Consider the following 22859-nt stretch of genomic DNA (forward strand, 5'->3'; position numbering starts at 1 on the left):
ATGACCCAAGAAAGGATCCAGACCCGATACCGGCTCGATGGCCCCCTTGCCACTCCGGCCGAGTTGGAGCAGGCCACAGCCCGGGCAATAGAACACCACAAGCAGGACTTCTTCCCCCTGCTGGAGCGGCTGGTGGACGTGGGAGACAGTCGGGTCAAGCTCAGTCAGAAAGATCCGCTACGGGTACTGGGGGTGGAGCTCAATGGGGCTCTGACCGGTGGCAGCGCCCGCCTCAACTACGAATCTAATTTCGCCGAGAGCTGCCGCCTTATCGACGAATATGACCAGCACCAGACCAGCGTGCCCTTTCGCCTGGAAGGGGATGAGCTTCTCTTCGACCTTGAGCTGCCCATAGCGTGGAATTTCAATAACTGACGGCTCGGCGGTGCAATTCAGCTTGTTTATTGCACCGGCAGCATATGTGAAATCGATGGGTGTCACTCATGGTGCCATGGGCAGAATGAAGCGGCAGTCAGGAAGGCGTGTGCCCCATTACACCTTGATGGTTGGTATTTAAATAAAGATGCAAGAGCCGTCAATTAACCTAGTCATCTGGTATGCGGTTATTTCCAGGACAACAAATTGAAATATCGAGGGTCACCATGCGTGAGGTAACAATACGAGGACACCCACCTTTTTGGACAGGCATCACTAGGTCAATGACTCGACACTTCGTGGACGTGGCTGCAGCAACAATATCTCTGCTCCGCCTCCGGTTCAGGCAGTACGAGTAAAAACAGGCTCAGCGACGCTATGAGAAGCGAGAACGGTTGGGGAAGGTGAGGGTTGTCTAGTCGCTAGGCTGGTAACAACGCAGCTGACCACAATGCAGTGCAAACTGTTGGCGATGCTGATGGTCGCCTACCGCTCTGATACCCCGCCGCCGGAACAGAGTCACCTGTCGAAGCCAGACGGATTTATCAAGTCCTAGTCGTTCCATAATGGCAGCAAGGTGAACCGGTATGTGGCCGCGCTTGTCTGCTCTGATGGCGCGCCCTGTCCAATCGACCAGCATCAGATAATCGGTAAAGGCATAGGGCAAGCAGCCGGACTTCTCCTTATCGGCAAACGCTAGCAACAGCGGGGGCAAGGCTTCAGCTAGGAGCGTATTATCAAGGCGTTGCTTGATACTTGTGTAGTCGCTCTGCTCTGGTCGGTCGGCAAGGGCTGCCCGCACCGGATTGAGATCTACATAAGTCATGCAAGCCAGCAAAGCTGATTCGGTGAGCAGCGCCTGACTTTTAAAGCGACCTTCCCAGAAATGGCCCTTGCAGCCATCTTCCAGATTGGCCTGGCGAGCCAGAGTTTCATTGAGCAGCCGCACAAACCAGCTGATGGAGTAAAGCCGCTCGCGCCACTGCCCTATCAGTTGTTTAACCACTGCAATCTCAGGTTCAATCAGGGATTCCCCCTGATACCAGCGCCCCACCAATAGCGGCCATTGGAACAAGCCAGCCCAGCGCTCGGCCACCTCCCTTTCACTCCAGTTGGCGGCAGTATCGGGCTCAACCTTGAGCACCAGGTGGTAATGGTTGCTCATCACTGCATAGGCGCAGATGCCGATGGCAAACAGCCTCGACAGCTGGCCCAGCTTGTCGACCACCCACTGGCGCCGATGTTCGTAACTCTGGCCAGAATGGGTGTCTTCCCCACACAAAAAAGCCCGCCGCACACAGCGACTGACCACGTGGTAGTAAGGCGTATCCTGCAAACTGATTTGACGTGAACGGGCAATGGTCATGGCGCATCCCTCGACAGTGACTCCTCAAGCCAAGTACAAGGTTACGCCGCTGTCAAAAAGGTGGGTGTCCCAGTTTTTGCGTCGCTAATCAGACCTATGGCCCTGGGGATGTGGAGGCGGAATCAACGCCAATAGCAATGCAGTCCGGTAGGGTTAATTAGCGAAGCGTAATCGGTCGCCATACACCACCAGAGAGTCGTGTTTAACAAAGGTCGGCACGGATCACGAAAGGAACCATTCGGTTTTGGTAAGCTGCTAATCAATAGTGTTGAATTTAAGATGTTGGGCTAGTATTTGGCAACGTGTAAAAATAGGCTAATATCAAACGAGCACCTATATAATGAGCGAAGAAAATATAAAACCAGATAAGATCACGAAACCAATCCAACTGTTAGCCGCTTGGCTTGTGGGGTTAGTGGCATTAGATAGTTGCTTCCTTATAGCTGCAGCTAATTTGGGAACGGAGTCTTGGCAATCTGGTATATTAGTTATTGCCGCAACTCTGAATGTTCCTGTTTTTCTAGCGGCTGTTTTCTTATTGCAAACAAAGTTTAGACCTGAGCTTCAGGAAGACTCCTATTACTCATCATACTTAAGCAATAAAACAAATGAAATCATTAAAATAAAACATGACGAAATTACTCTTCACAATAATCACGTAACTTCTGAATACATAGAAAAGCTGCCGAGAATATCTAATGAAAATGATAGCTCGCTAGAAAACTTAGTGATTGGAATTAATCATCACTTGCAGGACAAAGATAAGATAAAAGAAAAACTTTTCCAACTAGGAGTGTCCCGTGGAACTCTTTTCGGATCCGACCAACAACCCAATGGTAGAAACGTTTCAATCTCACAATATTTACCTGAAAGTATGGTAGGTGAAATAATAAAGATGGGGAAAGAATTAGGCTTTGATTCATATAATTTTTATGACAACCATGAGGAAAACTCGGAGGAAGATGTCTTGTTGGGCTCTTATGGTCAAGCCACATATCTTATTCTATAAATTAATTTTATTTACTGTTTTAATTAAAAGGGCGCTTTTGCGCCCTTCTATATCTATTACCCTTCCTGATTTTCTCCGGCTACCGGTTCTGCGCCGGCGACAGGTTCAATCTCGATACGATCGACGCGCTGCAAACCGCGGGGCAGCTTGGCGCCGCGGCGGCCGCGCTCGCCGCGGTAGTAGTCAAGGTCAGATGGCTTGAGAGTCAGCTTGCGCTTGCCGGCGAACAGGGTGACATATTGCCCCTGAGGGATAATGGCGGCCATCACCATAAACTCCTCCCGCGCCTTGACCCGCGCCGACGGTATGCTGATGAGCTTGTTGCCCTTGCCCTTGCCAAGTACCGGCAGGGTATTGAGCGGGAACAACAGCATGCGCCCCTCGTTGGAGATGGCCATGCAGAGATCGGTCTCTGGCGAGCCAATCTTCTGGGGTGCCATCACCAGGCCCCCTTCCGGCACGCTGAGCAGCGCCTTGCCGTTCTTGTTCTTGCCGACCAGATCCTCATAGCCACAGACGAAGCCGTAACCGGCATCGGAGCAAATCAGATAGGGTTCCCCCTCGTTGCCCATCACCAGATGACGCACCTCTTCCCCCGCCCCCAGCGCAAAGCGGCCGGTGAGCGGCTCGCCCTGACTGCGCGCAGATGGCAGACCGTGCGCCTCCAGGGCGTAGGTTCTGCCAAGGCTTGAGAGGAACACCGCCTGCTGGTTGCTGCGGCCACAGGCATGGGCCAGATAGCCATCCCCCGCCTTGTAGGAGAGCCCCGCCACGTCCACGTCGTGGCCCTTGGCGGCCCGCACCCAACCCTTGTCAGAGAGGATGACGGTGACCGGCTCGCTCGGGGTCAGCTCTTTCTCGGTCAGAGCTACCGCGCTGGCACGCTCCACCAGCGGGGTGCGGCGATCGTCGCCGTACTTCTCGGCATCCGCCAGCAGCTCCTTCTTGAGCAGGGTGTTGAGGCGACGCTCGGAGCCCAGCAGCAGTTCGAGCTTGTCGCGCTCTATGGCCAGTTCGTCCTGCTCGGCACGCAACTTGAACTCTTCCAGCTTGGCCAGGTGACGCAGTTTCAGCTCGAGGATAGCCTCGGCCTGGGTCTCGCTGATGTTGAAGCGCTCCACCATCACCTTGCCCGGCTCATCCTCGGTGCGGATGATCTCGATCACCTCGTCGATGTTGAGGTAGGCCACCAGCAAGCCTTCGAGGATGTGCAGGCGAGCCAGCACCTTGTCGAGGCGATACTGCAGGCGACGGCGCACCGTCTCGCGGCGGAAAATGATCCACTCGGAGAGGATCATCTTGAGGGTCTTCACCTGGGGGCGGTTGTCCAGCCCCAGTATGTTGAGGTTGACCCGATAGTTCTTCTCCAGATCCGTGGTGGCGAACAGGTGGGCCATCAGCGCCTCCATGTCCACCCGGTTGGAGCGGGGAATGATCACCAGACGGGTCGGATTCTCATGGTCCGATTCGTCGCGCAGGTCGGTGACCATGGGCAGCTTCTTGGCCACCATCTGGGCGGCGATCTGCTCCATGATCTTGGCGCCGGAGGCCTGATGGGGCAGCGCCGTGATGACGATGTCGCCATCCTCCTCGTTCCACACAGCACGCTGCTTGATGGAGCCCTTGCCGGTCTCGTAGATTTTGCGGATGTCATCGCGCGGCGTGATGATCTCGGCGCTGGTCGGGTAGTCGGGCCCCTGAATGTGCGCCATCAGCGCATCAAGCCCGGCGTTGGGGTTGTCGAGCAGCTCTGCACAGGCGTAGGCCACTTCCCGTGCGTTGTGGGGCGGAATGTCGGTCGCCATCCCCACGGCTATGCCTGTGATGCCGTTGAGCAGTATGTGGGGCAGGCGGGCGGGCAGCACCACGGGTTCCTTCATGGTGCCGTCGAAGTTCGGCGTCCAGTCCACAGTGCCCTGGCCGAGCTCGGAGAGCAGCAGCTCGGAGAAGCGCGACAGGCGCGCCTCGGTGTAACGCATGGCGGCGAAGGATTTGGGATCGTCCGGCGCCCCCCAGTTGCCCTGACCGTCCACCAGCGGGTAGCGGTAGGAGAAGGGCTGGGCCATCAGCACCATGGCTTCATAACAGGCGCTGTCGCCGTGGGGGTGGTACTTACCCAGCACGTCACCCACGGTACGGGCGGATTTCTTGTGCTTGGAGAGGGCCGACAGCCCCAGTTCGCTCATGGCGTAGATGATGCGCCGCTGCACGGGTTTGAGGCCATCGCCGATGTGCGGCAGGGCCCGATCCATGATGACGTACATGGAGTAGTTCAAGTAAGCCTGTTCGGTAAAGGCGCGCATCGGCTGGCGCTCTACCCCGTCCAGACTGAGCTCGATAGCATCACTCATGTGATTCTTCTCTTTCGGTTCGGGAGCCGCCCATGAGCGACTCCGGCTGATATGCTCGCTGATCCGATGATGGGATCAGCCAATGGCAACGGACTGCTGGCTTGGAGGATGGCGTGCCTGGTTTGGCTGCCAGCCATCAAACCCCTTAGATGATGGCCAGGTTGCCCTTCTCTTCCAGCCACTCGCGACGATCCGGGGCGCGTTTCTTGGCCAGCAGCATGTCCATCAGTTGCAGGGTTTCGTCCCCCTCCTCCAGCTCGCCCATGGTGAGCTGCACCAGGCGACGGGTGTTGGGATCCATGGTGGTTTCCCGCAGCTGCTTCGGGTTCATCTCACCCAGCCCCTTGAATCGGGTCACCATCACCTTGCCCTTCTTCTTCTCGGCCTCGACCCGCTGCAAGACGCCGTTCTTCTCGTCCTCATCGAGGGCATAGAACACCTCTTTGCCGATATCGATCCGGTAGAGCGGCGGCATGGCCACATAGACGTGGCCCTTGTTGACCAGCGTCCTGAAATGCTTAACAAAGAGGGCGCAGAGCAGGGTGGCGATGTGCAGACCGTCCGAGTCCGCATCCGCGAGGATGCACACCTTGCCGTAGCGCAGGCCGGAGAGATCCTCGGAATCCGGATCCAGGCCGATGGCCACCGAGATGTCGTGCACTTCTTGCGAGGCGAGCACCTGACCGGCCTCCACTTCCCAAGTGTTCAGGATCTTGCCGCGCAGGGGCATGATGGCCTGGAATTCACGGTCCCGCGCCTGCTTGGCGCTGCCGCCCGCGGAGTCCCCCTCCACCAGGAACAGCTCCCCCCGCATGGGGTCGGCGCAGTTGCAGTCAGTCAGTTTGCCGGGCAGGGCCGGGCCTTGCGTTATCTTCTTGCGCACCACCGTCTTGGCGGCACGCAAGCGGCGCTGGGCGCTGGAGATGCAGATCTCGGCGATCTGCTCCGCCAGCTCGGTGTTGCTGTTCAGGTACAAGCTGAACGCATCTTTGACTATCCCGGAGACGAAGGCCGAGCTCTGGCGCGACGAGAGCCGCTCCTTGGTCTGACCGGCGAACTGGGGATCCTGCATCTTGATGGAGAGGATGTAGGCGCAACGATCCCAGATATCTTCCGGGGTCAGCTTGACCCCCCGCGGCAGCAAGTTGCGGAACTCGCAGAACTCGCGCATGGCGTCGAGCAGGCCCTGGCGCAGGCCGTTGACGTGGGTACCGCCCTGAGGGGTCGGGATCAGGTTCACATAGGATTCGGCGAGGCACTCGCCCCCTTCCGGCAGCCAGCACAGGGCCCAGTCCACCGCGGATTGATCCGTACTGAAGGCGCCGACGAAGGGCAGCTCCGGCAGGCAGGTGAACTGCTTGACCGCATCGATCAGATAATCCTTGAGACCATCTTCGTAGCACCACTCCAGCTTGATGCCGGTGTTCTTGTCGAGGAACTTGATGGTGAGGCCGGGGCAGAGCACGGCCTTGGCCTTGAGCAGATGTTCCAGCTTGGTGACCGAGAAGCGGGGGGAGTCGAAATAGCTCGCCTGGGGCCAGAAGCGCACCCGGGTACCTGTGTTGCGGCGCCCGCAGGTGCCGGTGATGGTCAGATCAGACACCTTGTCGCCGCGCTCGAAGGCGATGTCATAGACCTGGCCGTCGCGACGCACCGTCACCTCGACCCGATCGGAGAGGGCGTTCACCACAGAAATGCCCACCCCGTGCAGACCGCCGGAGAACTGATAGTTCTTGTTGGAGAACTTGCCCCCCGCGTGCAGCTTGCAGAGGATCAGCTCCACACCGGAGACCCCCTCCTCCGGATGGATATCGACCGGCATACCACGGCCATCATCGATCACCTCCAGGGACTGGTCTTCAAACAGGGTCACCTCCAGGGTACGGGCATGGCCCGCCAGCGCCTCATCGACGCTGTTGTCTATGACCTCCTGGCCGAGGTGATTGGGCCGGGTGGTGTCGGTGTACATGCCGGGACGACGACGCACCGGTTCAAGGCCATTGAGGACCTCAATGGCATCGGCATTGTATTGAGTGGACATGGAGGGCCTTGCGAATTGACGTTTGGGGAGAATCTTACTCGTTGAGAGGGCCTTGGACAAATTAGACGACGGCAAAGAGTGACCGGGGCGAGGGAAATGACCGCCAAGGCCGGGCTTCATCACTCGGCCGTCCCCGTTGCTGGTTGGCAAGGGAACAGAGTCCGACCAAGAACCGGCTCAGTCGCTGGGCAGCGCCTGTTGCAGTTGGGAGAGCGAGCTGGACAACCGCCAGATGAGACCGGCCAGCGCGCGGGACTCCCTGTCCGGATGGCGGGCAAGCAGCGCATCCAGGCGTGCCAGCTCGCTCAGGGTGTGGCCAAGCCGCTCCTGCTGCACCCCTCCCTCGGTCAATATCCCCTTCAGACTGCGAATGCAGCGATCTCGAACCGGATAGAGGGCGGGATTGAGCCCGCGCCACTCCCGCAATTGCCAGACGATGTGGCTGCAGTTGAGCAACACCACCCCCCAACGCAATACCCAGAGCCGGGAGTGCTGATCCTGGCTCAGGCTGAGCTGGCTGATGGCATGATAGATGCGCGATTCGAATTCGTGCTCACCCAGGCGCGGCCCGGTGCGCAGCTGATCCATAAAATCCCGACGCAGACGACGCATCAGGCGGCGGCTCTTGCGGCTATCGGAACTCGGCCGCAGGATCTGAAACGCCAGCCCGGCCGCCATCACCCCCAGCATCTGGGCCAGACTGCCGTTGATATAACCGAGGTAGTCATAGCGAGGGGGATTCGAGATGGCGAGAAAGGAGCCAAGCATCACGATCAACTGCCCCCAGAGCGCGGCGCTGGCTGGCCGCTGCAACTTGATGAGCTGCATGGTGACCAGCGTCGGCAGCAGTAGCAGGATGAAGGGCCAGAGCGCCTCCAGCCGGATCATCAGGCCAAACTTGACCCCGAAGCAGACCAGACTGAGCAGCACTATGGCCTGCAACATGGTCGTCACGCTCTTGAGCGGCGCCGGAACCGCGGAATAGAGCACGCAACTGATCGATAGCAAGGTCAGCGCCGAACTGCCCGCATCCCACTGGGTCTGGAACCAGAAGATGCAGCCAAGCAGCACACAGAGGAAAGTGCGCGCGCCGTTATAGGCCGCCTCATAGCTGTCGGTGTGCATGGCGAGCGGTGCCAATCTGGGAGGGGCGGGCCAGTGTGCCGGTTCGTCCTGCCCTCTCTGCTTGGCCTGCGCCAAGCGATCCAGCCAGCGCTGCGCCTCCAGATAGCACCAGCAGAAGTGGCGCAGTCGCTGCCAGAAAACCTGAGTGCGATAATCCTCGCTCCCGGCCAGGGGCGCCAGCAGGCGGGCGATGCGCAGCTTGTCACAGTCGGGGGCGGCCAAAGCCCTGGGCAGCTCGGCGAGCAAGGCGTCCAGTCCGGCAGGCGGCGCAGGCCAGTTGTGCAGCAGGCGGCGCACCCCGGAGATGAGGCTGGTCATGCGCAATTGGCGGTGAAGCAGGTAGTTGAACAGCCGGTTGTGGCGTCTGAACCTGTGATGGCTCCATACCGCCTGGATACGCAGCACATTCATGGTGAGGATCTGGCTGATGATGCCCTGGTGGGCGTGGCGGATCTCGGCATTGCTCTGCCCCTGCCAGAGCAGCTGGGCATGTTCGAGCAGGCGGGCCTGACTCTGGCGCAGGGAGCCGAGCAGGGTCTCGCCATCGCCGGTACTCGGCAGCAGCATCATCATGAAGGCGCCGCAGAGGATGCCGGTGATCACCTCGCTCACCCGCGCCTGGGCTATGTCGAAGATGTAGAGAGGGTCATCGACGTTGACGCAGGAGAACGCAATGATGGCCGCCGTGTAGCCAGCCAGGGCAAAGCCGTAAGAGACATTGTTCTGATAGTGGTTGGAGACATAGGTGCACAGCCCTATCCAGAGTGCAATCAGCAGGCTGAACAGCCAGGGGTCGGCCAGGCCATAACTGGCGATCAAGATGGCGGCCACGGCTCCCATCAGACTGCCCAGCACCCTTCCCAGGCTCTTGCTGATGACGCCCCCCACGGTGGGGAAGCTCACCACGGCGGCCGAGGTCATGGCCCAGTAAGGTGAGTCGAGTTGCAGCACGAACGCGAGCCAGAGTGCCAGACACATGGCAAGGCCATTGCGCAGGGCATAGCGCCATTGTTCCGCGCTCGCCTTGCCCCAGGGGCTTTGGTGCCAGCTCGGCAGTGCCAGCTTCATCACCGCAGCCCTCGATCGTCGTCGCCATCAGAGCCAAGCCCTGCGATCAAAGCCAACCAGGTTGCTGGCAAGGGTGTATCAGTCATGGATGGCTATGGAGGCGGTGGTGCCGGCTATCAGAGTGACATCAGCGGGCACCTTGTCGAGTCGAATGCGCACCGGCACTCGCTGGGCGAGGCGCACCCAGGGCACATTGGGTTTGACATCCACCAGCAACCCGGAGCCTGACTCCAGGCTCTGATCATGGATGGCGCGCCCTATGCTTTCCACGGAGCCGGTCAAGGGCCTGTCCGAGCTGTAGAGCACTATCTCGGCCCGCCTGCCGATACGAATATGGCGCAGCTTGGTCTCCTCGAAATAGCCGAGCACATAGAAGGAGTTGGTATCGATCAGCGCCACCAGCGGGATCCCCGCGCTGGCATAGTTGCCAACTCGGGTCTGCAAGTTGGTGATGTAACCATCCGTGCTGGCATGGATATCCGTTTTGGCCAGGGACCACTGTGCCTGCGCCAGATTGGCCTTGGCCACCTCAAAGGCCGCCTGCATCGCCTGTTGGGTCAGCTCGGCTTCATCCACCGCCTCCGCCGAGATGACATTGCGGGCCAGATTGCGCCTGCGGCTCGCCTCATGACTGGCCTTGGCAAAGTCGGACTCGGCCTTGCCCAGGGCGGCAACGGCATTGCGCTCGGCGATGCGATAGGGTTCAGGATCGATGCGAAACAGCAGATCCCCCCGCTTCACCAGCTGGTTGTCCTGCACCCGGATGTCGAGCAGCTTGCCTGATACCTCGGGGGTGACGCTCACCAGCTCGGCCCGCACCTTGCCATCCCGGGTCCAGGGGCCCTGCATGTAGTAGCTCCACAACCACCAGGCCGCCCCTAGCGCCAAAGCGCAGACCAGTAGGGTGGACAGATATTTGAGAGTCGCCAGCGGTGATTTAACCATGTAGCAAGATCCAGAGAGCGCCGCACACGGCGAGTACGAAGAGGGAGAGATCCATCAGCATCGGGTGCCAGACATCGCCGCCATAGAGCCAGTCACGCACCAGGCGATGCAGAGGCAACCAGCCAAGCAGGCCGAGCAACACCGCCTTGAACAGGGGCGGAAAATAGAGCGAAGCGCCCAGGATCAGATCGGGCAGTGCTGAGGGGGTCATCGCTGGCGTGCTCCCTATTGGCAAAGAAGGGCCGAGGCAATCGGCCATGGTCTGCATGCAGAGCAGACTCGCCAAGGTTAACACAGTCATTTTCAGTGCTATAGGGGCAGATGGCTCCCTGATCGGTCAGCCGGGTGATTGACGCCATCGCGCAACGGCACCTCGCCCAGTTCAAACGGATTGACTCCCTCGAGACAGGCGAGGTTGTAACCATACTCGGCCGGGTTGGAGCGGCGTTGGTGATGGGTATAGATGCCGCAGACACTGCAGAAGTAGTGCTGCGCGGTATGGGTGTTGAACCGGTAGCAACGCAGCACCGCCTCTCCCCGCAGGATGCGGATGCCCGCCAGCGGTACTGAGGCGACGATGGCGCCGCGCCGCCGACAGAGGGAACAGTCACAGCGGCGCGGATCCACCACGCCGTCCGGCAAGGCGAGTTCCAGCACCACAGCTCCGCAATGGCAGCTGGCCCTGTGCTTCTCTTCGATGGGGGTATTGCCAATGCGCTTGATCATGCAGCCTCCTTGCCGCTGGGCCTCGCCCTGATGGGATCAGTCGAACAGGGTATCTGGTCGTCCTTGCTGCACATGGGTATGCAGGGTACGCAGTTGCGACGCCACCACCCTATGGCGCGACAGCTCGGGCAAGGCTTCCAGAGGGAAATAGGCGGCGTCTTGGGTTTCATCCGTCTCGGTGAGCAGCTGACCGCCCGTCACCTCGCACAGGAAGAAGGCTTTGTGGGCATGGGGCAGTTGCGGCGGATGGGGATGCCTGAGCTTGTCAAATAGCGCCAGCAGCTGCACGGCGCGGCAGATCAATCCCGTCTCCTCGACCACTTCGCGCTCCACGGCCCCCGCCGGTGAGTCACCGATATCGCACCAGCCACCGGGCAGGGTCCAGCAGCCATCGCTGCGCTCGCGCACCAACAGCAACTGCCCCTGCTCGTTGAGGATCAGGGCGCGCACATCCAGTTTGGGGGTGGGATAACCGCTATCCAGGGCAATCCAATCGGCGATCCGCACAGGATCCAGGGTGCTCTGCTCAGCGATAAGGGCGGCGGTGGCATCGCGCAGGGCATGAAAGCGCCCTATGTCGAAGGGATCCTTGGAGTAGGTCAGTCCGGCCTGGGCCGTGGCCAGCACCTGTTCCAAAAAAGCAGCCAGCCGATGCTGGTCTGGGCCGGGTCGCGAGTCCGGGGCAACGGCCTCCTGGGGATTCAACTCGGGACTGATACCAGCAGCCATGATTCACAGTCCCAGAAAATGCACTATCTGGGCCGGATAACGCTCGAAGCCGACGAAGCTGTGATCGCCGCCGCACTCGAGGGAGAGCCGGGCAAAGGAGTACTCACTCAGCGCCTTGCGATAGTCGAGCACCTCATCCTCCTGCTGTTGCAGCACCCAGAGTCGCTCCGGTACCGTCACCGGCACAGCCAGCGCCCTGAGCTCGTCCATGTGCCGGGGCAGCAGTTCATAGCGCTCATGGGTATAGGGATTGGTCTGCGGTCCTAGAAAATCTTGCAGCAGCTCATAGGGGCGCACCGCCGGGTTGATCAGGGCGGCGCGGCAGCCATAACGCTCGCTCACCCGGGTCGCCATAAAACCGCCCAAGGAGCTGCCCACGGCGCCGAGTCTGAGCCCATCGCCATGGCGGGCCTGCGCGGCTTCTATGGACTGCGCTATGGCCGCCCAGGCCGCCGCCGGGGTATTGGGCTGAGCCGGGATCAGCACCTCGATGTCGGGTCTGTGCTCGGCGAGCCAATCAGCCATCTGACGAGCCTTGGCCGAACCGGGTGAAGAGTTGAAGCCATGCAAATAGAGCAGAACCGAGCTCATATCACTCCCTCAATAACCGGTGGCATCGGGGTCGGGGACGAACTGCCCCAGAGGCAGACGCCACACCTGGCTGGCGATACGGCCATCGGGATACAGGGTCAGGTAGCGCCAGCCCGGGCCAGACTCATCCAGAGTGAAACCCTCACAGAGCGGTTTGAACTGGATGCAGGTGGAGGGGCTGGCGATGAGACGCACTCCCTGATGTACCTCGTCAAACTCCTGATGAACATGACCAAACAAGATGGTTTTTTGCTGCGGATGACGAGCCAGCACGGCGAAGAGGTCATCGGCATTCTTGAGGTTGTGCTGATCCAGCCAGGCGCAACCCACGGGCACCGCCTGATGATGCAAGGCGATGAGGGCATGGCGATCCGGGTGCTGGCGCAGAGCCAGATCCAGGGCCGCCAACTGGTGATCCCCAAGCACCCCATGGGGTTTGCCGCGAACCTGGGTGTCGAGCAGTATGATCTGCCAGTGCTCGCCCACCAGCTGCTTCTTCTCACTGATCCCGGCCGCATGCAGGTACTCGGTCATCAGGGGGCCGTCGTCGTGGTTGCCGGGCAGCCAATAGATGGGGCGCGACAGGGGCGCCATCATGGAGGCAAAGCGTTGATAGGATTCCGGACTGTGATCCTGGGAGAGATCCCCGGTCGCCAGGATAAGGTCGAACGGATGCCCGTTGGCCTGCACCCGTTCAAGCACGGCCGCCAGGCTGTCGGCGGTCCGCACGGCCAGCAGGCTGCCTTCACCGCTGGCGAACAGATGGGTATCGGTTATTTGTAACAGGCGCACACTGCCGTCGGGCGCCTGAGGTAGCTCTGTTTCCAAAATCACGCTTCTTTTTATTGGTTCAACTAGAAGATGTTAATCAGACTGGTACCGTGCCTGAGACAAAACTTGAGCCAATCGGCGAGGAACAGATTTACCTGCTCTTTTTCATCCCGTTGGTGCATTTTTGTATTGGGGTAATCATAACGTGGTTGCAGTCTGGAAATCTGTTGCGCCGCACACACTTCCGCCATTCGCACATCATGATACAAACGAATCTCTATGCGGGCCTGCAAATAGTCGGGCAATTCCGGGTTGTGCTGACTGAGCACCACTTGCGTAGTGAAACGGCTCTCACCAACCAGACTGAGCTGAAACTGCAGGCCGTTACCCACCTGATAGCGCCGCAGGGCACCGACCTCTCCTCCCGCTGGCAGCAGCTTCATCAGCGCCATGTAGTTGACCTCGCAGGTGCGCTGCAGGGACATGAGGTCAGGCACATAACGCCTGGCGTGAGCAAGACTCACCTCAGCGCTCCGCCAACCAGCGCGCACGGAGCTCGCCATGGTTGAGTGCCAGCCACTGCAAGGCGATGACGGAAGCGGCATTGTCGATGCGCCCCTCTTTCAACCAGGCATAGGCCTGCTCGCGGCTCACCCTGTGCACCCGGATGTCTTCACCCTCCTCGGCCAAACCATGCAGACCCTGGGCCTGGCTGGCATCGACCTCGCCCACGAACACCTCGATACGCTCCGTGCTGCCCCCGGGGCTCACCAGATAGCTGATGGCATGCTCACAGCGACCCACATCGATGCCCGCCTCTTCCACCGCCTCCCGGCGCACCACGACTTCGGCGGTCTCCCCTTCGTCTATGATGCCGGCCACCAGCTCCAGCAGCCAGGGGGTGGGACTGGTCTCGATGGCACCGATACGGAACTGCTCGACCAGCACTATCTCGTCTCGCACCGGATCATAGGGCAGCAAAGCGGCGGCATGCCCCCGCTCGAACAGCTCGCGCACTATGGGCTCATTCCAGCCTCCGGCAAATAACCTGTGCTGCAAACGATAGACATTCACTTTGAAAAACCCTTTATAACCAACTGATTTTTCAATGATTTTTACATCTTCAATGCCATAATGGCCGTTATCTGGCAAGGCTTGCTGCGACATCAGCTACTCCCGTCGGCTTGACTTGGCCCGGTTAGACCATAAAATCCGAGTTCATGAATGAACATTCATTCACTCACCCTTGATATCGATGAGCGATGGATTTTAGCAGTCACAGGGCATTTGGCTAGGCGTTCGCGGGAGAAAAACCCCGCTGTTTTTGTTCCTTTTCTTCAGGTCAGAACCGGACGGCTTTCGTGAAATTTTGCAGATAGTGACTCGATTAAGCTGAAATCCAGTTTGGTTGGTGACAATATCTTTCCTACATCCAGTGGCAGCTTCGAGTTAATACATAAGGTTAAGAGAATCTATGAACAGAACACTCCTGTCAGTCATGGTCCTGCTCGGCCTCAGCGCCAGTGCCCAAGCTGAGAACTTGCTCGACATCTATACCCAGGCGCAACAGAAGGACACCCAGCTGCTGGAGTCCAAGGCCCGCCGTGATCAGGCCTTCGAGAAAATCAATGAGTCTCGCGCCTCTTTGCTGCCCCAGATCAACCTGGGTGCCGGTCTCAACTACCTGGCCAACAAAAATGATACCCAGACCAATGGCAACGCCACCGGTAGCCTCTCTCTGGATCAGTCCATCTATCGTCGCAGCAACTGGGTCAACCTGGACCTGACCGAGAAGAGCGCCACCCAGTCCGACGTCAGCTACAACCTGGAATATCAGCGCCTGATGCTGCGCACCTCCCAGGCCTATTTTAATGTGCTCAAGGCCCAGGACACCCTGGAGTTCGTGCGTGCCAACAAGGCCGCGGTAGAACGTCAGCTCGAGCAGACCCAGCAGCGCTTCGAAGTGGGACTGACCGCCATCACCGACGTGCATGAAGCTGAGGCCTCTCGCGATCAGGCTCTGGCCGACGAGATCAGCGCCGAGAACAGTCTGGATAACAGTTACGAGACCCTGCGTGAGCTGACCGGTGTCGATCACCGCAATCTGGACGTGCTCAACACCGAACGCTTCACGCCGCAAAAAACTGGCTTTGGCTCCGACAAGTGGCTGGAGCTGGCTCTGGACAAGAACCTGGAGCTGCACAGCGCCCGCATCGGCAAAGACATCGCCAAGGAACAGATCGATCTGGCCAAGACGGGTCATGAGCCGACCCTGGACCTGGGCGCCGGTCTGAACACCGGCTATTACGATTACAAAGACGAGACCATGAACTCGGACGGTAACGATAACCAGGCCAACATAGGGCTGACCTTCAAGCTGCCGCTCTATACCGGCGGTGCCACCACCTCCCAGGTCAAACAAGCTCAGTACAACTACGTTGCCGCCAGCGAGCAGCTCGAGCGCAGCTTCCGCTCCGTACAGAGCAGCGTGCGTTCCTCTTATAACAACGTGAACGCCAGCATCGGCTCGGTACGAGCCTACAGCCAGTCCGTGATCTCAGCCGAGAGCGCCCTGAAGGCGACCGAAGCCGGTTACGAAGTGGGCACCCGTACCATAGTCGACGTGCTCGACTCTACCCGCAAGCTGTATGACGCCAAGCAGAAACTCTCCGAGGCGCGCTACAACTACATCCTCAGCATCCTCTCCCTCAAGCAGGCGGCGGGCGTGCTGGAGCAAAAAGACATAGTGGACGTCAACCAGGGCCTGAAAGTTGCCCCGGCCGATGCCCCCAAGAGCAGCAGCCGCACCTATTAAGCGACACAGCTCGAATGAAAAAGGCGACCCCGGGGTCGCCTTTTTCATGGCTGTTGTTTGTCATCCCGACCCGGCTGCCGCTGCCTAACCGACCATAAAAAAACCGGCCTTGGCCGGTTCTTTATGGTCTAGCCATCACTTATCCACGTTCGCGGATGGTCTTGATGATGTCGCTGGTCGAGCAGCCATCTTCGAAGTTGAGGACTCGCACCTCGCCACCGTTGGCGGTCACCTCGTCATAACCGGCAATCTCTTCGGGCTTGTAGTCGCCACCTTTGACCAACAGATCCGGCAAGATCTCGGCGATCAGGCGCTGGGGGGTATCCTCGCCAAAGGGCACCACCCAATCCACGGCGCCCAGTGCGGCCAGCACGGCCATGCGACGGTCGGTCGAATTGACCGGACGACCCGGCCCCTTGAGGCGACGGACCGAGTCATCGGTATTGACCGCAACGATCAATCTGTCCCCCAGTTTACCGGCGTTGGCAAGATAGGAGACATGGCCAGCGTGCAGGATATCGAAGCAACCGTTGGTCATCACCACCTTCTCGCCACGACGACGAGCGGCATCGACCGCGATCTTGAGCTGTTGCTCGGAGAGCACCCCAAAGCCGGTCTCGTGCTCGTTGTAGAGCGCATTGGCGAGCTCGACCGGGCTGACAGTGGAGGTGCCCAGCTTGCCGACCACTATGCCCGCGGCAGTGTTGGCCAGAGCACACGCCTCGTCCAGGGTCTTGCCTGCGGCCAAGGCGGTGGCCAGGGTCGAGATGACGGTGTCACCGGCCCCGGTCACGTCATAAACCTCATGGGCCTGGGCGGGCAGATGCAGCTCGTCCTGACCTGCGCGGATCAGGGTCATGCCATTCTCGGAACGGGTCACCAGCAAGGCGTCCAGTTCGAAGCGCTTGACCAGCTCCAGTCCACGACTGACCAGTTCCTGTTCATTCTTCACCTTGCCCACCACTGCCTCGAATTCGGACATGTTGGGGGTAAGCAGGGTGGCGCCACGGTACTTCTCGAACTCGGTGCCCTTGGGGTCGACCAGCACGGGAATACCGGCGGCACGGGCGCGAGCTATCATGCCCGGCACGTCGTTGAGAGCCCCCTTGCCATAGTCGGAGAGGATCATCACATCGGTATGAGGCAGAGCCTGCTCAACCTTGCCCATCAACAGCGTGGAGTCGACATCGTGGAAGGCTTCCTCGAAATCGAGGCGCAGCAGTTGCTGGTTGCGTGACAATACCCGCAGCTTGGTGATGGTGGGATAGTCACCAAGGCGCACGAAGTCGCAGGCAACCTTGACGCCAGCCATCTGGCTCGCCAACGCATCGGCGGCCTCATCCTGCCCGGTCAGGCCCAGCAGCACGGCGTGGGCACCGAGGGCAGCCGAGTTGAGCGCCACGTTGGCCGCGCCACCCGGGCGCTCCTCGATGTGCTCTACCTTGACCACGGGGACCGGCGCTTCCGGCGAGATACGGCCGGTGGGGCCATGCCAGTAGCGATCCAGCATGACATCGCCGACAACCAGTACGCGGGCTTTTTCAAAATCGGGCAGGGTGATCTTCATCTGTATCGACTCTCAAAACCGGAAAAATCAGCAGAGGATTTTATCACAGTCTCTGGCGCCGTGTTAACAAAGCCATTGGCCACGCCATTCGCCAGCGGCCGTGTTTTTCGGCTAGAATCCCCCGACTGAGTTTGCGAACACGAGAATCTTCATGGCCCAAGATAATGCTCCCCGCCTCACCCCTCATCTATTTCACCCCCGCTATTGGGGTAGCTGGTTAGGTCTTGCCCTGCTCTGGCTGCTGGTCTTGCTACCTTGGCGTACCCAGATGTGGCTGGGTCGTGGCCTGGGCGCCCTCGCCCGCCGTCTGCTCAAATCCCGGGTGAAAATTGCCCGTCGCAACCTGGAGCTGGCACTGCCGGAACTGAGCCGGGACGAGCGTGAGGTGCTGCTCAAGGAGAACTTCGCCAGCGTAGGTTGCGCCATCTTCGAGGTGGGTATGGCCTGGTTCTGGCCCGATTGGCGCATGCGCAAGCTGATGACCATCAAGGGGGAAGAGCATGTGCACAACGCCGTGGCCCAGGGACAGGGTATGTTGCTGCTCTCCTGCCACTTCCTCACGCTTGAACTAAATGCGCGCTGTTTCGGCCTGGTCAGGCCCGGCGTCGGCGTCTACCGCCCCAATACCAATCCGGTGCTGGAATATGCCCAGTATCATGGTCGCTGCGCTTCAAACAAGTACCTGGTCGATCGCACCGATGTGAAGGGCATGATCAAGACGCTGCGCAATGGCGATGCTCTCTGGTACGCACCGGACCACGATTACGGCAGCCATGCCAGCGTCTTCGTCCCCTACTTCGCAGTAGAAAAAGCCGCCACCATCACTGGCACCGCCACCCTGGCGCGGGTCAAAAACAGCGTCACGCTGCCCTGCTACAACATTCGTACCGCCAAGGGCTACGAACTGAATATAGGCGCGCCCCTCGCGGACTATCCTAGTGGGGATGAGCTGGCGGACGCCACTCGGGTCAACCGGGAAATTGAGGCCGCGGTACGTCGGGCCCCCGAGCAGTACATGTGGCTGCACCGCCGCTTCAAGACCAGACCCAGCAAGGAAGAACCCGGCTATTATTGAGTCAGTTCCTGTTGAAAAAACCGCCTTTTGGCGGTTTTCCTATCATTTCTGACAGCAAAAGGTTTTCAATCGCAGCTTGATATTTTATTAATAATCAGAATGATAGGCAGGACAGGGCGCCAGGGCCCATGAAGGGAAGCAAATGAACAAGATCATCGTATTGAGCGTCGCACTACTCGGGATCAGCGCCTGTAGCCAGCAATCCCAATCTCTGGATTTCGGTCCCAGGCCGCTCAGTTCGGCCAGCGACGTCGCCGCTAACTGGCAACCCAGCCACAAGGTGGAGCCCCGCTACCCCAAAGAGGCGGTCGCCGCCGGCGAGATGGGCTGCGCCACCTTGGAGTACCTGATCACCCCGAGTGGTGAGGCCGCCCAGATGCGCATAGTGTCGCGCACCGATGAGCGCTTCTCCGATGCCGCCATCGAGGCACTCTCCCGCTGGCAATGGCAGCCGACCGAATTCAACAAGAGCCATCAAACCCTCAAGAGCCAGACCCGCTTCGATTTTTGCATCGAACTCAACGGCGAGCCTTGCAAGCACAGCCTGCTCGATCAGACGTGCGAAGGAAGCAGTAGCGTGACCAGTACCGCCAAGATCTATACCCAGGTACGTTAAAGCCGCGTCCAGACAGACGACACCGGATCCAGACAGACAAAAGGAACGGGGCCCAAGGCCCCACTCCTTTTTTGTCATCTCTAGTAGAGCGGTTTGAGATGCCCTGAACCTGGGCGACTGTTCAGGATTGCAGCCAGGCAATGATGGCAAGCTGCAGCGGCACATAATCTGCTCGAGACAGCCAGGTCGCTTGCCCTGCCTCATCCAGCTTCGCAAGCTCTGTGCGGGTATCGGTCAGACGCTGGACCCACTCGGGATGTGCGTGTCCGGCATCCAGCCCCTGCGCTATCAGCGCCAGACCCGCCATCAGACCGGGCCAGCCGCTCATATCTTGCTGCAGCACGCAGATCTGCTCATGATGCTGCCAATGTTCGAGGCCAGCCTGTACTCGCTGGCGCAGCGACAGGGCATCCCATTGCGCCAATGAAGGGACGATGCGCGGCACCAAGGCCTTGCCGAGCCCCGCCAATCGATAACCGCGCTGGGCCTTGGACTGCACTCCCAGTCTCAAGCCGGGAATGGCCCCCAGGAGCGCAGCCAAGGCGAGCAGGGCCGCCGTCGACCCCGTCTTGAGCTCCAGCTCCAACTCATCGATAGCCTCATATCCCCCCTTGCCCGCTATCTCCCCCTGATCCCAGGCCAGCTCTATCTCTGCTCCCTCATAGGCGATCAGCCAGTGGCGGCGCAGGAAATCGGTTCGAAACTGGGGAAAAAAGTGCAGCCTGCAAGGCGGCCAGATCCTCCCCCTGGGGCCAGATAGTGGCAGGAAAATCGCCCAAATTCGGCGAGTCCCCCGTAACAGGGGCATTATATTCAGGTCTGGCATGCAAACCACCCACTCCCTGGCCCCGACACTTGATGGTTTGTTCAGCGAAATCATCGCTTCGGCGGATGCGCAACCCCATGTCGAGACGACGCAGCGCCAAGTCTGCGGTATCAAAGTAGGTGTTGCCGAGCAAGGCTTGGGAGTGAGAGATAATAGTGAGTGAATTCAAAAAGATATTCAGCTTATGCGCCAAGTCATCATGGGGGGCGCTATCGATGAGAAATTTGATTTCAATCTCGGTTTGCATAGGTTTTCCGGGCAAAAAGGGAGTTTAGGGAGGCGGCCACCAGGCGGCGCGGATATACTGCCTGCGTGACGTTAAGATGAAGTTCGCTGTTTTATTGGTCGCGCAGTTCGGTTACCATGCGCGCCTCATAGAATCGTATCGAGTGTTTTTTCACCGACACAGGTTTTTACCATGCCAGTAAATACTATTTTAGGGCTTTTTGCCAAGTCGCCCATCAAACCTCTGCAAAAGCACATAGTGAAAGTTCACGAGTGTTCTCAGCAACTTATCCCCTTCTTTGACGCCATCGCCGATGGTCGTTGGAGTGATGCCGAACGTATTCGTCAGCAGATCTCCCAACTGGAAAAAGAAGCCGACATCCTCAAGCGTGAAATTCGTCTGAAACTGCCTCGCGGCCTGTTTCTGCCGGTTGCGCGTACCGACTTGCTGGAGCTTTTGACCCAACAGGACAAGATAGCCAATCGTGCCAAGGACATTTCCGGCCGCATGTTGGGCCGTCATATGGAATTCCCCACCGAGATGCGTGCCGACGTCATGGCCTATCTCAAACGCTGTATCGATGCGACCGCCCAAGCCGAGAAAGCCATCGGAGAACTCGATGAGCTGCTCGAAACCGGCTTCAAGGGACGTGAAGTAGAAATGGTTGCCGAGATGATCCACCAGCTGGATTTGATCGAGGACGATACTGACACCATGCAGATTGGTTTGCGGCAGAAACTCCAGACCGTGGAGCACAACTACAATCCGATCGACGTTATCTTCCTGTACAAGATCCTCGAATGGGTAGGTGATCTGGCGGACCAGGCCGAGCGTGTAGGCGCCCGTCTGGAACTGATGCTAGCTCGTTCCTAATCGACTGACTGGGTAAAAAATACTAATGGACATTATCGCGAATTACGGCACCACCCTGGTGATCGTGGCGGCCTTGTTCGGCTTTTTGATGGCCTGGGGTATTGGCGCCAATGACGTTGCCAATGCCATGGGCACGTCGGTCGGCACCAAATCCCTGACCATTCGTCAGGCCATCATCATCGCCATGATCTTCGAGTTCGCCGGGGCCTATCTGGCCGGTGGTGAAGTCACTGCCACCATACGCAATGGCATCATAGATACCAATGCCTTCACCGATAGCCCGGATATACTGGTGCTCGGCATGATCTCCTCCTTGCTGGCGGCAGGTCTTTGGCTGATCCTGGCCTCCTACTTCGGCTGGCCAGTGTCGACCACTCACTCCATCATTGGCGCCATCGTTGGTTTTGCCGTGGTGAGCGTGGGTCCGGAAGCGGTACAGTGGAGCAAGTTCGGCGGCATAGTCGGTTCTTGGATAGTGACCCCTGCCCTCTCCGGGGTCATCGCCTACTTCATGTTCATCAGTGTGCAGAAGCTCATCTTCAACACCGATGATCCGCTGGGCAACGCCAAGCGCTACGTCCCCTTCTACATGTTCCTCACTTCTCTGGTGATCTGTCTGGTGACCATAAAGAAGGGGCTGTCCCACGTAGGTCTGCATCTGAGCAACAGCGAGGGCATTCTGCTCTCCGTGGGTATCTCCATCGCCTTGGCCATTGCGGGTTGGTTCTACATCCGTGGTCAGAACTACAACCCGGTCGATGACAACAAGATGCACTTCGCCAACGTGGAGAAGGTATTTGGCATCCTGATGGTGATCACCGCCTGTGCCATGGCTTTTGCTCATGGCTCCAACGATGTCGCCAACGCCATAGGCCCGCTCTCCGCCGTGGTTTCCACGGTCGAGAGTGCCGGTCAGATCACCGGTAGCTCCTCTATCGCCTGGTGGATATTGCCGCTCGGTGGTATTGGCATCGTCATTGGTCTGGCGACCATGGGCGAGAAGGTGATGGCGACTGTCGGTACCGGTATCACCCACCTGACCCCGAGCCGTGGTTTTGCCGCCCAGCTGGCAACCGCCGCCACCGTGGTCATCGCGTCAGGGACGGGTCTGCCCATTTCCACCACCCAGACACTGGTGGGTGCCGTCATGGGGGTGGGTCTGGCTCGCGGTATCGCGGCCCTGAACCTGGGTGTGCTGCGCAATATCGTGGTTTCCTGGGTCATCACCCTGCCCGCAGGTGCCATATTGGCCATCATCATCTTCTATGTGCTGGAAGCCTGCTTCTCCTGATGCAATCCATTCAGCCAGCAAAAAGCCCGGGTCACTGACCCGGGCTTTTTTTATCGCCACTCTCCCCCCAAAGGCGATGCGTCAAAACACCCGCAGCATCATGCCTCGTCCAAGAAGGTCCACTCATCCCTGACCCGACTGATGGCATCGAGTCGCCGCTTGGCGAGCTGCTCGCGGATCTCTTCTCCCTTGAATCCTGCCGCCACTATCTCCTTGACCGGCACGGCCTGGGCCGCAGCGAGTGCCTGCGCAACATAATCCGGCTCGGCATAGACCCGCTCCTCAAAGCCGGTACGACCATGGAAATCGGCGCGACAAGCATCAAGCAGCTGGGCAAAGCGCTCCGGTCTGCGCCAGGCGTCGGCCTTGTCGAACACCTTGAGCAGGGTGGCGGGCTTGAGCTCGAAGGCGATGTGGATATGGGTGTGTAGATCGCTCACCAAGAGCGCCAGGTCCCGGCAATCCCCGGGCAC

Annotated in this window: 22 protein-coding genes and 1 pseudogene; 7 read left to right on the top strand and 16 right to left on the bottom strand. The window is 59.1% G+C overall.

Annotated elements, in window-relative coordinates; genetic code table 11:
- On the top strand, positions 1–375 hold the full coding sequence (locus G113_RS04500; RefSeq protein ID WP_005894237.1) for a hypothetical protein: 375 nt from the start codon (positions 1–3) through the stop codon (positions 373–375).
- A gap of 415 nt (positions 376–790) precedes the next feature.
- Here G113_RS04500 and G113_RS04505 read toward each other — a convergent pair whose 3' ends face one another.
- Positions 791–1741 carry a transposase gene (locus G113_RS04505; RefSeq protein WP_005894239.1) on the bottom strand — a complete coding sequence of 317 codons (951 nt, stop codon included), beginning with the start codon at positions 1739–1741 and terminating at the stop codon, positions 791–793.
- A gap of 340 nt (positions 1742–2081) precedes the next feature.
- Here G113_RS04505 and G113_RS04510 point away from each other — a divergent pair, with 340 nt between their 5' ends.
- Positions 2082–2750: a hypothetical protein gene (locus tag G113_RS04510; RefSeq protein WP_005894240.1), complete on the top strand. Its 669-nt coding sequence runs from the start codon at positions 2082–2084 to the stop codon at positions 2748–2750.
- A gap of 56 nt (positions 2751–2806) precedes the next feature.
- Here the strand turns inward: G113_RS04510 and parC are convergent, their stop codons facing one another.
- The 11 genes from parC to nudF all read right to left on the bottom strand — a co-directional run bounded on the left by parC (position 2807) and on the right by nudF (position 14264).
- Positions 2807–5101: a DNA topoisomerase IV subunit A gene (gene parC, locus G113_RS04515; protein ID WP_005894241.1), complete on the bottom strand. Its 2295-nt coding sequence runs from the start codon at positions 5099–5101 to the stop codon at positions 2807–2809.
- Between the two features lie 145 nt (positions 5102–5246).
- On the bottom strand, positions 5247–7142 hold the full coding sequence (gene parE / locus G113_RS04520; RefSeq protein WP_005894242.1) for a DNA topoisomerase IV subunit B: 1896 nt from the start codon (positions 7140–7142) through the stop codon (positions 5247–5249).
- Between the two features lie 177 nt (positions 7143–7319).
- Entirely contained in the window at positions 7320–9335 is a 2016-nt protein-coding gene (locus tag G113_RS04525; RefSeq protein WP_005894243.1) for an FUSC family protein, read from the bottom strand.
- 78 nt (positions 9336–9413) lie between these two features.
- Positions 9414–10280: an efflux RND transporter periplasmic adaptor subunit gene (locus tag G113_RS04530; protein ID WP_005894244.1), complete on the bottom strand. Its 867-nt coding sequence runs from the start codon at positions 10278–10280 to the stop codon at positions 9414–9416.
- Positions 10273–10491, bottom strand: a complete 219-nt coding sequence (locus G113_RS04535; RefSeq protein WP_005894245.1) for a DUF1656 domain-containing protein — start codon at positions 10489–10491, stop codon at positions 10273–10275. The genes G113_RS04530 and G113_RS04535 overlap by 8 nt, the downstream gene beginning before the upstream one ends.
- Positions 10492–10589: 98 nt before the next feature.
- The gene (locus tag G113_RS04540; RefSeq protein ID WP_005894246.1) at positions 10590–11006 is read right to left on the bottom strand and encodes a GFA family protein; all 417 of its coding nucleotides are present in this window, start codon (positions 11004–11006) and stop codon (positions 10590–10592) included.
- A gap of 36 nt (positions 11007–11042) precedes the next feature.
- Entirely contained in the window at positions 11043–11654 is a 612-nt protein-coding gene (locus G113_RS04545) for an NUDIX hydrolase (RefSeq protein WP_040318912.1), read from the bottom strand.
- Positions 11655–11738: 84 nt separating this feature from the next.
- Positions 11739–12326 (bottom strand): YqiA/YcfP family alpha/beta fold hydrolase, encoded by a 588-nt coding sequence (locus G113_RS04550; protein ID WP_005894252.1) that lies wholly within the window; start codon positions 12324–12326, stop codon positions 11739–11741.
- Between the two features lie 9 nt (positions 12327–12335).
- Entirely contained in the window at positions 12336–13154 is an 819-nt protein-coding gene (gene cpdA / locus G113_RS04555; protein ID WP_005894253.1) for a 3',5'-cyclic-AMP phosphodiesterase, read from the bottom strand.
- Positions 13155–13180: 26 nt separating this feature from the next.
- Complete coding sequence (locus tag G113_RS04560; protein WP_051106565.1) at positions 13181–13660, bottom strand: DUF1249 domain-containing protein; 480 nt, start codon at positions 13658–13660, stop codon at positions 13181–13183.
- Complete coding sequence (gene nudF / locus G113_RS04565) at positions 13623–14264, bottom strand: ADP-ribose diphosphatase (protein WP_005894255.1); 642 nt, start codon at positions 14262–14264, stop codon at positions 13623–13625. The genes G113_RS04560 and nudF overlap by 38 nt, the downstream gene beginning before the upstream one ends.
- 307 nt (positions 14265–14571) lie before the next feature.
- Between nudF and tolC the strand changes: the two genes are divergently transcribed.
- Entirely contained in the window at positions 14572–15912 is a 1341-nt protein-coding gene (gene tolC, locus G113_RS04570; RefSeq protein WP_005894256.1) for an outer membrane channel protein TolC, read from the top strand.
- Between the two features lie 139 nt (positions 15913–16051).
- Here the strand turns inward: tolC and hldE are convergent, their stop codons facing one another.
- A complete protein-coding gene (hldE, locus tag G113_RS04575) occupies positions 16052–17479 on the bottom strand; it encodes a bifunctional D-glycero-beta-D-manno-heptose-7-phosphate kinase/D-glycero-beta-D-manno-heptose 1-phosphate adenylyltransferase HldE (RefSeq protein ID WP_005894257.1) in 1428 nt (475 codons plus the stop codon).
- 151 nt (positions 17480–17630) lie between these two features.
- Between hldE and lpxL the strand changes: the two genes are divergently transcribed.
- Complete coding sequence (gene lpxL, locus G113_RS04580) at positions 17631–18554, top strand: LpxL/LpxP family Kdo(2)-lipid IV(A) lauroyl/palmitoleoyl acyltransferase (protein WP_005894258.1); 924 nt, start codon at positions 17631–17633, stop codon at positions 18552–18554.
- A 142-nt stretch (positions 18555–18696) separates the two neighbouring features.
- Positions 18697–19170, top strand: coding sequence for an energy transducer TonB (locus tag G113_RS04585; RefSeq protein WP_005894259.1), 474 nt, complete (start codon positions 18697–18699; stop codon positions 19168–19170).
- Positions 19171–19291: 121 nt separating this feature from the next.
- On the opposite strand, the gene G113_RS04590 is transcribed toward G113_RS04585, so the two are convergent.
- Together G113_RS04590 and G113_RS22145 are read right to left on the bottom strand one after the other, a co-directional pair.
- Entirely contained in the window at positions 19292–19942 is a 651-nt protein-coding gene (locus G113_RS04590; RefSeq protein ID WP_407919096.1) for a CYTH domain-containing protein, read from the bottom strand.
- Positions 19830–20243, bottom strand: coding sequence for a CYTH domain-containing protein (locus tag G113_RS22145; RefSeq protein ID WP_407919095.1), 414 nt, complete (start codon positions 20241–20243; stop codon positions 19830–19832). The genes G113_RS04590 and G113_RS22145 overlap by 113 nt, the downstream gene beginning before the upstream one ends.
- Positions 20244–20414: 171 nt before the next feature.
- On the opposite strand from G113_RS22145, the gene G113_RS04595 reads away from it, so the two are divergent.
- Positions 20415–21095 (top strand): TIGR00153 family protein, encoded by a 681-nt coding sequence (locus tag G113_RS04595; RefSeq protein ID WP_005894260.1) that lies wholly within the window; start codon positions 20415–20417, stop codon positions 21093–21095.
- A 25-nt stretch (positions 21096–21120) separates the two neighbouring features.
- Positions 21121–22386 (top strand): inorganic phosphate transporter, encoded by a 1266-nt coding sequence (locus G113_RS04600; protein WP_005894261.1) that lies wholly within the window; start codon positions 21121–21123, stop codon positions 22384–22386.
- 98 nt (positions 22387–22484) lie between these two features.
- On the opposite strand, the pseudogene cca reads toward G113_RS04600, so the two are convergent.
- A pseudogene (gene cca, locus G113_RS04605) lies at positions 22485–22859 on the bottom strand (multifunctional CCA addition/repair protein); the annotation flags it as partial.

This window comes from Aeromonas molluscorum 848 (assembly GCF_000388115.1).
GTDB classification, from domain to species: Bacteria; Pseudomonadota; Gammaproteobacteria; order Enterobacterales; family Aeromonadaceae; genus Aeromonas; species Aeromonas molluscorum.